12 protein-coding genes are annotated in these 12616 nt (G+C 63.3%); all 12 read left to right on the plus strand.

Annotation, left to right across the window (positions count from 1 at the left end):
• Positions 1–43 precede the first annotated feature (43 nt).
• The 12 genes from AC3WVQ_RS06440 to AC3WVQ_RS06495 all read left to right on the plus strand — a co-directional run bounded on the left by AC3WVQ_RS06440 (position 44) and on the right by AC3WVQ_RS06495 (position 12469).
• Positions 44–2920 carry an SPOR domain-containing protein gene (locus tag AC3WVQ_RS06440; protein ID WP_110818971.1) on the plus strand — a complete coding sequence of 959 codons (2877 nt, stop codon included), beginning with the start codon at positions 44–46 and terminating at the stop codon, positions 2918–2920.
• A 152-nt stretch (positions 2921–3072) separates the two neighbouring features.
• Positions 3073–4089 (plus strand): beta-N-acetylhexosaminidase, encoded by a 1017-nt coding sequence (gene nagZ, locus AC3WVQ_RS06445; protein WP_090295642.1) that lies wholly within the window; start codon positions 3073–3075, stop codon positions 4087–4089.
• 53 nt (positions 4090–4142) lie between these two features.
• Positions 4143–5009, plus strand: coding sequence for a segregation and condensation protein A (locus AC3WVQ_RS06450; protein WP_371813562.1), 867 nt, complete (start codon positions 4143–4145; stop codon positions 5007–5009).
• Entirely contained in the window at positions 5002–5730 is a 729-nt protein-coding gene (gene scpB, locus AC3WVQ_RS06455) for an SMC-Scp complex subunit ScpB (protein ID WP_060516985.1), read from the plus strand. The genes AC3WVQ_RS06450 and scpB overlap by 8 nt, the downstream gene beginning before the upstream one ends.
• Positions 5731–5812: 82 nt before the next feature.
• A complete protein-coding gene (locus AC3WVQ_RS06460) occupies positions 5813–6925 on the plus strand; it encodes an ABC transporter ATP-binding protein (RefSeq protein WP_492382615.1) in 1113 nt (370 codons plus the stop codon).
• A 91-nt stretch (positions 6926–7016) separates the two neighbouring features.
• Positions 7017–7223: a twin-arginine translocase TatA/TatE family subunit gene (locus tag AC3WVQ_RS06465; RefSeq protein WP_034796642.1), complete on the plus strand. Its 207-nt coding sequence runs from the start codon at positions 7017–7019 to the stop codon at positions 7221–7223.
• 74 nt (positions 7224–7297) lie between these two features.
• Entirely contained in the window at positions 7298–8014 is a 717-nt protein-coding gene (gene tatB / locus AC3WVQ_RS06470) for a Sec-independent protein translocase protein TatB (RefSeq protein WP_090295637.1), read from the plus strand.
• Entirely contained in the window at positions 8011–8853 is an 843-nt protein-coding gene (gene tatC / locus AC3WVQ_RS06475) for a twin-arginine translocase subunit TatC (protein ID WP_034796629.1), read from the plus strand. The genes tatB and tatC overlap by 4 nt, the downstream gene beginning before the upstream one ends.
• Positions 8854–8899: 46 nt before the next feature.
• The gene (serS, locus tag AC3WVQ_RS06480) at positions 8900–10183 is read left to right on the plus strand and encodes a serine--tRNA ligase (protein WP_090295634.1); all 1284 of its coding nucleotides are present in this window, start codon (positions 8900–8902) and stop codon (positions 10181–10183) included.
• A gap of 26 nt (positions 10184–10209) precedes the next feature.
• Positions 10210–10980 (plus strand): 5'/3'-nucleotidase SurE, encoded by a 771-nt coding sequence (gene surE / locus AC3WVQ_RS06485; protein ID WP_090295631.1) that lies wholly within the window; start codon positions 10210–10212, stop codon positions 10978–10980.
• Entirely contained in the window at positions 10977–11630 is a 654-nt protein-coding gene (locus AC3WVQ_RS06490; protein ID WP_034796623.1) for a protein-L-isoaspartate(D-aspartate) O-methyltransferase, read from the plus strand. Before surE ends, AC3WVQ_RS06490 begins: the two co-directional genes overlap by 4 nt.
• Positions 11631–11824: 194 nt before the next feature.
• Complete coding sequence (locus tag AC3WVQ_RS06495; RefSeq protein ID WP_034796617.1) at positions 11825–12469, plus strand: hypothetical protein; 645 nt, start codon at positions 11825–11827, stop codon at positions 12467–12469.
• Positions 12470–12616: the final 147 nt, after the last annotated feature.

A 12616-nucleotide genomic window follows, 5' to 3' on the forward strand; every position in this document is an offset into this window, starting at 1 on the left:
CAATGCACTGGCACAGCGATACAGGCAATTGTGAGTGGAGAGCATGGCAGACAAACAATTCGCACGAAGCGGGCCGGCTGAATTCGATGTATTGGCAGACGATGATCCGTTGGCCGAACTCGCCCGGATCGTCGGTTACGATGCCCGGCCGGCCGTCCAACAGTTGCAGGAACTGCAACGACACCAGGAGGCGGTGCGTCAAGATCCCGCCTTCGATCTCGAAGGCGAGCTGCTTCGCGCGTTCGACAGCTACGACGCGCCGCGGTCCGCACCGCAGCCGGCTCCGATCGAAGAGCCCCGGTTCGAGCCGGTAGCTGAACACGTCGTCGTTCACGATGAGCCGGTGGCGGAGCCCGTCGCCGAGCTTGACGAGCCGGTGTTCGTCCAGCCCGAACGCGTCGAAGCGGCGCCAGCCCCCGTCGCTGACGAGGACTATGCCGAGGTTCACGCCTTCTCCGTGGCGCCGCAGGTTGCCGAAGACGGCAACGCCGAGGCCGTCGTCGACGAGCCGGCGTTTGACCTTGAGCGCGAACTCGAGTTGTCGCTTGGCGAAGCCGATCTGTTGTCGGACGACGTTGCCGAGGTTGCGGCGCACGTCGAGCCGCAGGATATCGATCCGCGTGATCAGTTCGTCGATGCATGGCAGGCGCCGGCCGTCGAAGCCGCTCCGGTCTGGGCCGAGCCGGCTCCGGTTGCGGATGCATTTTCGGCCTATGAACAGCCGCGCTTCGATGTCGCGGCCGAAGAGCGTGAAATTGAGCCTTCCTATCAGGAAGACGTGGTCGCAGCTCAGGCAGTCGTCGAGCAGGATGCTGGCCGTGACGATCTTCTGGCGGACATAGAACGGTTCCCGGTTCCGCCGGTCTCAGCGATGGTTGCCGCTGCGGTCCAGTCGCATCCGGCTCTCCATGTGGAAACACAGCCCGTCGTTGCGCCGGTGGTCACGCCAGCGGTTGCCACTGCCGCTCCGATAAAGAAGAGCCCTTATCCCTTTACGCCCACCTTCAGCCGTGCGACGCCGGTTGCGTCCGCCTCGGGCGCCAGCCAGCAGCGTGCCTTTGCCGGCCCGTTGGTATCGTCGGTCGCAGCACCGGTGGCCGCTGTTGCAGCGCCGGTTGCGGCAGTGGCTACTGCTCCCGTTCAGGTCGCGGAACCCTTGGTCGAGCTGGCCAAGCCAATTGCGCAGCCGGAGCACGAGCCGAGCTTCGACATCGAGAACTTCGAAATTGAGCTCTCCGACGAGGCGCTGAAGCTCGACTTCGCAGACGTCACAGTAGATGAGCCGGTCGTTGCTGCCGTCGTGCCACAAGCACCGGTGCAGCCGGTCGCGCAGGCGGCCGTTCCCCAGCGCGAGCCGGAGCGGTTCGTCGAGCCTTACGTCGCTCCCGCGCCGGTCGAGCGCCAGGAAGCACAGCCCGAGAGCACGCTGCCCTTCGATCCGTCGATGATTGCCGAAGCCGAGAACGGCGTCGCCCCGATCGCGGATATGGACGTGCCGCAGCTGCCGGTTATCGAGACCGAGAAGCCGGTCGCTTATCCGGCCGACTACGATCTCGACATCGACGCGGAAATGGCCCAGCTCTTCGGAACGCCGGCTCCGGTCAAGGAAAGCCGTCCGGCGGCCGTCGAAAAGGTGGAGCCGGCCCGTCCGGCACCGGCCGCTGCCGCTGCGCCGGCTTTCGGTCAGGGTTCGCTTGACGATTTCGACGAGTTTGAAAAGGCGATGGAAGAAGACTTCCGCCGCTCGATCGTCGAGCGTCCGGCGGTTGCCCGAGATGCCGAACGGGTTTCAGCGGCGCAGAGCCAGCAGGATGCCGGCGAATACCGCGAATATGGCACCGGCCGTCGCTCGCAGCGCACGATGTTGCTGGCAGCAAGCGTTGCCGGCGTCATCATCCTTGGTGGCGCTGCCGTCTACGCCTGGATGGGCGGTAGCGGCGCGGTCAGCTCGGCCGAAGGCCCGAAGATCATTCTGGCCGACAAGGCCCCGGTCAAGGTCGTGCCCGAGGAAAAGGGCGGCAAGACCGTGCCGAACCAGGACAAGGCGGTTTATGACCGCGTTGCCGGTGCTCAGGCTGGTGCCCCGCAGCAGGAAGCCCTGGTCTCTTCGACCGAGGAGCCGATGGATGTCGTCCAGAGGACGCTGACGCCGGAGACCCTGCCGCTCGAAGGCAGCAACGAGGCCGAAACCCTGCAGACGGCATTGCCAAACGAAGAGGACGGCGATCGCCTGCTGCCGGATGGCGCCAACGGCGAGACCGCTGCCCAGGAAGAAGACAAGACGCCGGCCGTCGCACCGAGGAAGGTGCGCACGATGATCGTCAAGCCGGATGGAACGCTGGTCGCTCGAGAGGAGCCGGTTGCAGCACCGGCGACCGATGTCGCCGGCACGACCCAGCCGCTGCCCGCAACGCCTTCGAACGAAGTCGCTGCTGCAGGCCAGGCTGCGGCCAACACCGACCAGGTTGCGCTTGCCGCAACGGGTAACGCCAACATCGAACAGGTTCCGGTGCGCAGCGTCACGACGACGGCTTCTGCCGGTGGCGACAAGGCGCCGACGCCGCAGACCCGTCCGGCCGCACAGCCTGCCGAAATCGCCCGTCCGGCGGAAGAGCAGGCCGCTCTCCCGGCTGAGACCCAGCCCGCGCAGCAGGTTGCCACGGCATCGGTTCCGGCCGGTGGCTACTTCATCCAGGTCGCATCTCTGCCGTCGGAAGCCGAGGCGCAGAAGTCCTACAACAGCCTTTCGAGCAAGTTCGGAAGCGTCATCGGCGGCCGCGGCGTCGACATCCGCAAGGCGGAGATCGCCGGCAAGGGTACCTACTACCGCGTCCGCATCCCGGCCGGTTCGAAGGACGAGGCCAATGCCCTTTGCTCCAAGTACAAGGGCGCCGGCGGAAGCTGCCTGGTTACCAAGTAAACGGGCATAATGATCGAGTTGACGAAGGGCGCGGCCGAGGAGGCTGCGCCCTTCGCGTTTTCGGGCTTCCGATGCCCATGACCTTGTGCATGAGTGGGGGTGCGCTGTGTTTGTGGCTTCGCGCCGGGCAGCCCGCGCTCTATGCTTTTGGGATGAGCGAATCAAAAGCATTTATCTCCGGCTGCAAGGGCCTTTCCCTCACGAGCGACGAGCGCGATTTCTTTGCAGGAGAACGCCCCTGGGGCTTCATTCTGTTCGGTCGCAACATTGGCGAGGAGCAGCAGATCTCGGATCTGGTGGCAGCCCTTCGCGACAGCATCGGCAATCCCAATGCGCCCGTGCTCATCGACCAGGAAGGCGGACGCGTTCAGCGCATCCGCCCACCGCTCGTTCAGCAGTATCCGAATGGCGCGGCGATCGGCGAAATCTACCGCCGCGACGCGAAGCTCGGTCTGCGCGCCGCCTGGCTGATGGGACGCCTGCACGCCTTTGACCTGATGCGCTTCGGCATCACCGCCGATTGCCTGCCTGTGCTCGACGTGCCCGTGCCCGGCAGCCACGACGTCATCGGCAATCGCGCCTATGGGCACGATCCCGAGACCGTCACGGCAATCGGCCGTGCGATGGGCGAGGGACTGAAGGCCGGCGGCATGCTGCCTGTAATGAAGCATATGCCGGGCCACGGACGCACCTTCGTCGACTCGCACCACAACCTGCCTGTCGTCAGCGCCACATTCGACGAGCTTGCTGCGAGCGACTTCCTGCCCTTCGTTGCGATGAAGGACGAGGTGATGGCGATGTCGGCGCACATGGTGTTCACCGCGATCGATCCGGACAATCCGGCGACCACCTCTGCGAAGGTCGTGCGCGAGATCATTCGCGGCCATATCGGTTTCGACGGCTTGCTGATGTCGGATGACGTGTCGATGAACGCGCTTGCCGGCGACATGACGACCCGCGCGCGCAACATCATTGCCGCGGGACTTGATCTCGTCTTGCATTGTCATGGCATAATGGAGGAAATGAAGGCCGTCGCGGATGTCGTGCCGGTTCTGGCTGGCGAAAGCTTGCGCCGGGCGCGGGCCGCCGAAGCCGCGTTCCGGGCGCCTGACTGTGCGAGCGAAGTCGATCTGCGGGCGGAGTTCAATGCCCTGTTTGCAACCGTCTGAGGCAAACTGAGGCTGACGGCAAACAGGGATTGAAGGAAAGGATCGGGCTGCCAGTGAGCAATGCGGGCGAAAGACAAGGCAAGCCTGCGTCGAAGGCGCCGATGGAGCCCTTGTGGCAGGATGAGACTGCCGAGCGCGGACTGCATGAGGAAGCGCTGGTGGTCGACATCGCCGGCTTCGAAGGTCCGCTCGACCTGCTGCTGCATCTCGCCCGAAGCCAACGCGTCGACCTTTCGCGCATTTCCGTCCTGGCGCTCGCCGAACAGTACATCGCCTTTATCGAACGCGCGCGCAGCATCCGCATCGAGCTTGCGGCCGATTACCTCGTCATGGCGGCGTGGCTCGCCTATCTGAAGTCGCGGCTGCTGATCCCGCAGCAGGCGAAGGATGACGGTCCTACCGGCGAGGAGATGGCCTCGGCGCTGGCCTTCCGGCTCAAGCGGCTGGAAGCGATGCGTGAGGCGGCGACGCGGCTCATCAACCGAAACCGGCTCGGCCGGGACGTTTTCGTCCGAGGCGCACCGGAGCATATCGTCACCGAGAGGAAATCCGGTTTCGACGCTTCGCTCTACGATCTGCTGAGCGCCTACGCGGGCCTGCGCCAACGACAGGCGATCACCCAGGTGACAATCGAGAAGCGCCACGTCTGGTCGCTGTCCGATGCGCGGCTGATCCTGGCCCGCATGATCGGTGGTCTCGACGACTGGACTGCGCTCGATCATTTTCTCGTGCGCTACATGACGACGCCGAAGGAGAGAGCGACGGCAATCGCCAGCTCCTTTGCCGCGTCGCTCGAAATGGTTCGCGAGGGCCGCCTGGAGATCCGCCAAGAGGAGGCCTTCGCGCCGATCTATCTCCGGCGCGGACCAAATCCGATCGATGCGGAGACTCTCGCCGAGATGGAGGCAGCCCGTGGCTGAAGCCCAGAAGTACCTGCCTGGCGTTCCCGACGAGGAGGACGAGATCGAAACGGCATCCCTCGACCCCCGGCTGGAGCAGGAAGCCGAGCGGATCGCCGAAGCCCTGGTGTTCGCTTCGGCGCAGCCGGTGTCCGAGGCCTATATCGAGAGCCGGTTGCCGCGTGGCGCCGATGTCCGCACGATCATGCTGCGGCTTAAAGCCGTTTACGCGACGCGCGGCGTCAACCTCGTTCAGGTGGCCGACCATTGGGCCTTCCGCACGGCCGCCGATCTCTCTTTCGTCGTTCAGACCGACGAACAGGAGGTCCGCAAGCTTTCAAGGGCAGCCCTCGAGGTTCTGTCGATCATCGCCTACCATCAGCCGGTTACGCGCGCCGAGATCGAGGATATCCGCGGCGTGCAGACCTCGAAGGGTACGCTCGACGTGTTGATGGAGGCGGGCTGGGTCCGGTTCCGCGGGCGCCGGCGCACACCGGGGCGTCCGGTGACCTTCGGTACGACGCGCGACTTCCTCGATCACTTCGGGCTTGAGGAACTGCGCGACCTGCCGGGCATCGAGGAATTGAAGGGCGCCGGGCTGCTCTCCGGCCGCGTGCCTTCGAACCTCAACATCCCCGTTCCGACCGGCGACGACGAACTGGCCGAGAACGAGGATCCGATCACCCAGCTCGACCTGGAGGAACTGGGGCTCTTGACACCGAAGGGCGAAGAAGCCGATTAGAAAAACCTGATTATAGATATCGGCTTTCCATGGCGTCGGGGCTCGCTGAGCCTGCGCCACTGGTGTCAAGGAATGCAAGAGCATGGTTTCAGATCCGCAGGACGCTCCCGTCATGACCACGCGACGGACAGCGGGCGTCTCCTTCGCGGCGAGCCTGACCTTCGAAGATATTCACCACAGCTATCACGCCAAGGAAACGATCAAGGGCGTCAGCCTGGCGGCAAAGGCCGGCGAGGTCCTTTGCCTGCTCGGGCCTTCGGGATCCGGCAAGACGACCCTGCTGCGCATCGCCGCGGGTATCGAGAGGCAGAGCGCTGGGCGTCTGATGCTTAATGGCCAGGAAATTTCCGGCCCCTCTGTCTTCCTGCCGCCGGAAAAGCGTGGCGTCGGGCTGATGTTTCAGGACTTTGCGCTTTTCCCGCACATGACGATCCGCGACAATGTCCGTTTCGGTCTGACGGCGATCTCCAAGAAGGAAGGTCTGATCCAGGCGGATGCGGCGCTCGAGCGTGTCGGCCTGTCGCACTATGCCGATCTGTATCCGCACGTGCTTTCCGGCGGCGAGCAGCAGCGCGTAGCGCTTGCCCGCGCGCTCGCGCCGCGCCCGGCGGTGCTGCTCATGGACGAACCATTTTCCGGCCTCGATTCGCGCCTGAAGGATTCGATCCGTGCCGATACGCTGGCGATCCTCAGGGAAACGCGGGCAACGGCTATCGTCGTCACGCATGACGCCGAAGAGGCGATGCGCATGGCGGATCGCATCGCGCTCCTGAAGGACGGGCGCCTCGTTCAGGTCGGAACGGCCTACGAACTCTACCGCGAGCCGAGGGATCTTTTTGCCGCCGGCTTCTTCTCGGAGATCAACGTCTTCGATGCGCAGGTTCGTGACGGCCGCGTCGAAACGCCGGTCGGAAGCGTTGCAGCCGGCCCCCATCCGGAAGGCAAGCGCCTCTCGGTGGCTGTCAGGTTGTCTGGAGTGCGCGTCGGCGAAGAGGATGGCGACATTCCCGCCCGCATTCTCTCCCGTCGCTTCATCGGCGTGGTCGAGCTTCTGGAGCTCGCTGTGCCGCGTTGTGAGGAGGTGGTTCGGGCGCGCATCAGGGCGGACCGATTGCCGCATGGATTGCGTGATGTAATGCTTTCAGTTAACGAGCGGGATATATTACTGTTTGAAAAAAGCAGTTCGGCATCTTAGGTTCTGTCACAACGAGACGCGTGCTTGAGGCACGCCTGAAAATTGACATGTGATAGAGCCTAAATCGGGGAAGGCTCAGAGGAGTAAGAGCATGGGTTCGTTAAGCATTTGGCACTGGCTGATCGTTCTGGTCGTGGTGCTGCTCTTGTTCGGTCGCGGTAAAATCCCCGAACTGATGGGTGACGTTGCTAAGGGCATCAAGAGTTTCAAGAAGGGCATGTCCGACGATGAGGCGGCTGCTACCGACAAGACGCTCGACAGCAAGACCGTTGACCACAAGTCTGACGAAGTTCGCTAACAGTCTGGTGTCGGTGAAGCCTGTCCGGTGTCCATACCGGGCTGGCGGCATCAAGGGTTTGCAGGACATATCGCATGCTTGATATCGGCTGGACCGAGCTCGTCGTCATCGCAATCGTTCTGATCGTGGTTGTCGGGCCGAAAGATCTTCCGCCAATGTTGCGGGCTTTCGGCCGCATGACCTCGAAGATGCGCGGCATGGCATCGGAATTCCGTCAGCAGTTCGATGAAGCGCTGCGCGAAGCGGACCTTGACGAGGTTCGAAAGACCATCAGCGACGCGCAAAGTCTCAATCCGGCCAATGCGTTGCGCGATGCAATCAATCCGCTGCGCCAGATGGGCAACGATATCAAGGCGGACCTGCAGAAGGCGGCCACACCCGCCCAGCCTGCGACATCGAACACCGTCGATACGGTTTCCGCCGTCGAACCAGCCGTTGCGCCGGCCGCGGTCGAAGCCAAGCCCGCAGATGCGGTTGCCGCTGCGGCAATCGGTTCGGCCAATCGCGAGATCGAGCGCGCAGAGGTCGCATCCGTACCGGCAGAAAAGCCGAAGCGTGCGACCAGGACGAAGGCCGATGCGACGCCGGCTGTAAAGAAGGCCGCGCCCAAGTCGACAACGGCAGCGCCCAAGACGGCAACAGCTGCATCCAAGTCGGCCACGGCAAAGTCTGCTGCCAAGGCGCCCGCGAAGCCGGCCGCTGAAAAGAAAAAAGTGACGCCGACAGTGGCAGAGCCTGCTGCCAAGACGTCAAAGCCGCGCACCAGCGCGCGCAAGAAAGGTGAAGCATGAGCGGCGATATCGAGGACCGGCCGCAGCCGCTGATCGAGCATCTGATCGAATTGCGCAGGCGCCTGATGTGGGCCATCGGCGCGTTCTTCGCTGCGTTCCTCGTCTGCTTCTACTTCGCCAAGGGCCTGTTCAACCTTCTGGTGCTGCCGTTCAAATGGGCCGTGAGCTGGGCGGGCCTCAACCATCGCAATGTCGAGCTCATCTACACGGCGCCGCAGGAGTTCTTCTTCACCCAGATTAAGGTGGCGATGTTCGGTGCGCTGGTCATCGCCTTTCCTGTAATCGCGGCACAGATCTACAAGTTCGTTGCACCGGGGCTCTATAAGAACGAGCGCGCGGCGTTTCTGCCGTTCCTGGTCGCGTCACCGCTCCTGTTTCTGCTTGGCGGCGCGCTTGTCTATTTCTTCTTCACACCGATGGTCATGTGGTTCTTCCTGGCCATGGAGCAGGGCGGTGGCGAAGGGCAGGTGGCCATTCAGCTCCTGCCGAAGGTTTCGGAGTATCTCAGCCTGATCATGTCGCTGGTCTTCGCCTTCGGCCTTGTCTTCCAGCTCCCGGTCATCACCACGCTTCTTGCCCGCGTCGGCTTCGTGAGCTCGCAGGGTCTTGCCGAGAAGCGCAAATACGCGATCGTAATCGCCTTCGTTGTCGCGGCCGTGCTCACGCCGCCGGACCCGATTTCCCAGATCGGCCTTGCGCTGCCAGCCATCCTTCTCTACGAAATTTCGATCTATACGGCGCGACTCGTCGAAAGGCAGCGGGCAGCGGACGCGCTCAAGAGCGAGGCTGCCGAGTCGCAGGAAGGATCTTCCGGAGAGGTCGGCCCCGCCAAGGGCTGAGCATTCGAGATTTCGCGCCGTGATCTGACCAACGCGTGGAACGAAAATGCTTGATATCAAATGGATCCGTGAGAATGCCGAGATGCTGGACGCCGCCCTGGCGAAGCGGGGCGCGGAGCCTTTGTCGGCATCTCTGATCGCGCTCGACGAACGCCGCCGTACGAACCTTCAGGCGCTGCAGGACATGCAGTCGCGCCGCAATGCGGCCTCGAAGGATATCGGCGCGGCCATGGCGCAGAAGAATGCCGAGCTCGCCGACAAGCTGAAGGCCGAGGTTGCCGACCTGAAGAACGCCATGCCCGCGCTCGAAGAGGACAGCCGCAATATCGAGGCCGAGCTCAACGACGCCCTCTCGCGCATTCCGAACATCCCGCTGGACGATGTACCCGTCGGTGCCGACGAGACCGGCAACGTCGTCAAGAGCGTGGTTGGCAAGAAGCCCACCTGGAACCACCAGCCGCGCGAGCACTTTGAAATCGGCGAAGCGCTCGGGCTGATGGATTTCGAGGGTGCGGCCCGCATTTCCGGTTCGCGCTTCACGATCCTGAAGGGCCAATTGGCGCGGCTCGAGCGCGCGCTCGGCCAGTTCATGCTCGACCTGCACACCCAGGAACATGGTTACACCGAAGTGCAACCGCCGCTTTTGGTGCGCGACGATGCGATGTATGGCACCGGCCAGCTGCCGAAATTTGCCGAAGACCTCTTCCGCACCACGGATGGCCGTTGGCTGATCCCGACGGCGGAAGTGCCGCTCACCAACATCGTCCGGGAGCAGATCCTGGAAGGCGAAAAGCTGCCGCTGCGTTTCACCGCGCTGACGCCGTCCTTCCGCTCGGAAGCTGGTTCTGCCGGTCGCGATACCCGCGGCATGTTGCGCCAGCACCAGTTCAACAAGGTGGAACTGGTCTCGATCACCGATGCCGAAACGTCCGTTGCCGAACACGAGCGCATGACCGCCTGCGCCGAGGAGGTGCTGAAGCGCCTCGGCCTGCATTACCGCGTCATGACCCTTTGCACCGGCGACATGGGCTTTGGCGCCCGCAAGACCTATGACCTCGAGGTATGGCTGCCGGGACAGGATACGTTCCGCGAGATTTCGTCCTGCTCGGTCTGTGGCGATTTCCAGGCGCGCCGCATGAACGCCCGCTATCGCACCAAGGAAGACAAGGGAACCCGCTTCGTTCACACGCTGAACGGTTCGGGCGTTGCCGTCGGCCGCGCGCTCATCGCCGTCATCGAGAACTATCTGAATGACGATGGTTCGATATCGGTGCCGGAGGTGCTGGTCCCCTACATGGGCGGCCAGACGCGCATCGAAAAGGTAGCCTGAGCGAACGTCGAGGGGAGTGCGGCATCATGCGGATCCTGCTGACAAACGATGACGGCATTCACGCCGAGGGCCTGTCGGTACTTGAACGCGTCGCCCGGACGATTTCGGACGATGTGTGGGTCGTTGCGCCCGAAGCGGACCAGAGCGGCCTTGCCCATTCGCTGACCCTGTCGGAGCCATTGCGGCTGCGGCAGATCGCGGAAAAGCGCTTCGCACTTCGCGGCACGCCGACCGATTGCGTCATCATGGCCGTCCGCAAGGTACTCGATCGCAAGCCCGATCTCGTGCTGTCCGGCGTCAACATTGGCGCCAACATGGCCGACGACGTGACCTATTCCGGTACCGTCGCCGGCGCCATCGAAGGAACGTTGCAGGGCATCCGCTCGATCGCGCTGAGCCAGGCCTACAATCACGCCGTCGGAAAGACCGTACCGTGGGATGTCGTCGAAATGCACGCGCCGGCCTTGGTCCGCAAGCTGATGAAGGTGGATCTGCCCGACGGCACGCTGCTCAACGTCAACTTCCCCAATTGCTCGGCGGACGCTGTTGCCGGTACGGAGGTGACGTCGCAAGGCAAGCTCGACTTCGGCCTGTCGATCGACGAGCGAACCGATGGCCGCGGCTTTCCCTATTTCTGGTTGCGTTTCGGCGAACGCTTCGGCGATTTCCGCGCCGGAACCGATATTCACGCCCTGCGTGAAAACATGATCTCGGTCACGCCGCTCAAACTCGACCTTACCGACTACAGTGTCCAGGATCGCCTGGCGCGGGCGCTCAACGAGGGAGCCGTTGCTTGAGTGCGCGGGTGACCGAACAGGAAGGCTTTGCCAAGATGGTGCTGCGTCTGCGCGCCGAAGGCATCACCAACCATGATCTGTTGAAGGCGGTTGAGCAGACGCCGCGAAGCCATTTCGCGCCGCCGCAGTACCAGGCCGAAGCCCATTCGCAGCGGACGATCCCGCTCGATTGCGGTTCGTTCATGGAGGGATACGACTTTGCGGTCCGTCTGCTGCACAGTCTCAATCTGAAATCCGGCCAGCGTGTTCTCGAAGTCGGCACCGGCAGCGGCTTCACGGCCGCGGTCATGGGACGCGTTGCCGAGCGGGTGCTGACGATCGACCGCTATCAGACGCTCGTTGGCATGGCCCAGAAGAACCTCGAAAAAACGGGTGTTCGTAATGTCATCGTCCGGCATGCCGACGGTAGCGCCGGCGTGCCGGGTGAGGGCACCTTTGACCGGATCCTGATCACGGCCGCCTTCAACAGTCTGCCGCGCATGTTTTCGGATCACCTCGTTTCGGGCGGCACCCTGCTGGTTCCGATCATGATGAGCGAGACCCATTGCCGGGTCGTGCGCGTCAGCCGCACGGGCAGCCGCTTCGATCGCGAGGATCTGTTCGACGCGCCTTACCTTCCGATCGTGCAGCAGCTGGCGTCGTTTCTCTAAATATTGAATTCCCGTCCGCGCGGGTGAGGAGCGCCGGTCGCGCCGGCGTCGACTATTAACGACCCCTTAACTTCCTCCAGCTTCGCGCAAGCTTCGCGCCATACGCCTGCCGTGCACGGACAGGGTTCCGCCTACGAGTCGTCGCTTGCCTTGCGACGTCGGCGGACACCGGTCGCGAGGTACGGAGACGGCACATGCAGATCGCGAACAGGTTGACGGCGGCAGCATCCGGCGACGGGCTGAACAATCTTGCCGGGCGCAATGCCGGCCAGACGAATTCCGCAGGCAAGGATGAGCAGGCGGCGCAGGCGCTTGCCGCGACCTTCTTTGATCCGACGCCACGCATCTCGCTTTCGGCCGATGCCCTGCTTTATCTAGGCCAGACGAAGAAGGGATCCGACGGCCAGCCGGCGCTCACCCGCGAGGAATGGAACAACCGACTGTCGCCGCAACTGGCCTCGCGCGAGTACCAGGCCTTCGGCAAGTTTCTCGATTCCGGCGATCACCAGGCCTATTACAAGAACTTCATCGACTACTACGACGGCCTTCGTCCGGAGGACCAGAACAGTTTGCGCTATTTCGGGACACGCGAGGCGGCGGTGGCCGGTCTGCGGTCGCTCGAATATGAAGAAGCAAGCGGTGCGGACGGAGACGCGGCGTTCCAGACTTTGGTGAGCGTCCTGCTCGACGAAGACAAGACGGCGCAGTCCGAAACCCTGGCGCAGCCGGCCGGTCGCCAGATTTTTGCCTGGGACCTGACGAGCATCAGCTACGAAGAAGACCAGACGGAGCGGCGATCCGTGTCCGAGATCGAGCGCCTCTATTCCGAACTGATCTAGCGCTAGGCTCCTCGTGCCCGGGCGGCAGCTGTGACGCTGCCTCTAGCATGCCCTTGACGGGCGACGGTCGACCTATGGTTAGCATTTGGTCAAATTAGTCCTTTGGTGGGGTCTGCCTTAACCACGCGGTAACTCTAATACGCTTTA

This window comes from Ensifer sp. EB106-05-01-XG146 (assembly GCF_058791875.1).

Coding starts and splice junctions, on each gene's coding strand:
- AC3WVQ_RS06495 (WP_034796617.1), top strand. CDS start 11,825: ATGCAGATCGCGAACAGGTTGACGGCGGCAGCATCCGGCGACGGGCTG.
- nagZ (WP_090295642.1), top strand. CDS start 3,073: ATGAGCGAATCAAAAGCATTTATCTCCGGCTGCAAGGGCCTTTCCCTC.
- serS (WP_090295634.1), top strand. CDS start 8,900: ATGCTTGATATCAAATGGATCCGTGAGAATGCCGAGATGCTGGACGCC.
- tatC (WP_034796629.1), top strand. CDS start 8,011: ATGAGCGGCGATATCGAGGACCGGCCGCAGCCGCTGATCGAGCATCTG.
- surE (WP_090295631.1), top strand. CDS start 10,210: ATGCGGATCCTGCTGACAAACGATGACGGCATTCACGCCGAGGGCCTG.
- AC3WVQ_RS06440 (WP_110818971.1), top strand. CDS start 44: ATGGCAGACAAACAATTCGCACGAAGCGGGCCGGCTGAATTCGATGTA.
- tatB (WP_090295637.1), top strand. CDS start 7,298: ATGCTTGATATCGGCTGGACCGAGCTCGTCGTCATCGCAATCGTTCTG.
- AC3WVQ_RS06465 (WP_034796642.1), top strand. CDS start 7,017: ATGGGTTCGTTAAGCATTTGGCACTGGCTGATCGTTCTGGTCGTGGTG.
- AC3WVQ_RS06460 (WP_492382615.1), top strand. CDS start 5,813: ATGGTTTCAGATCCGCAGGACGCTCCCGTCATGACCACGCGACGGACA.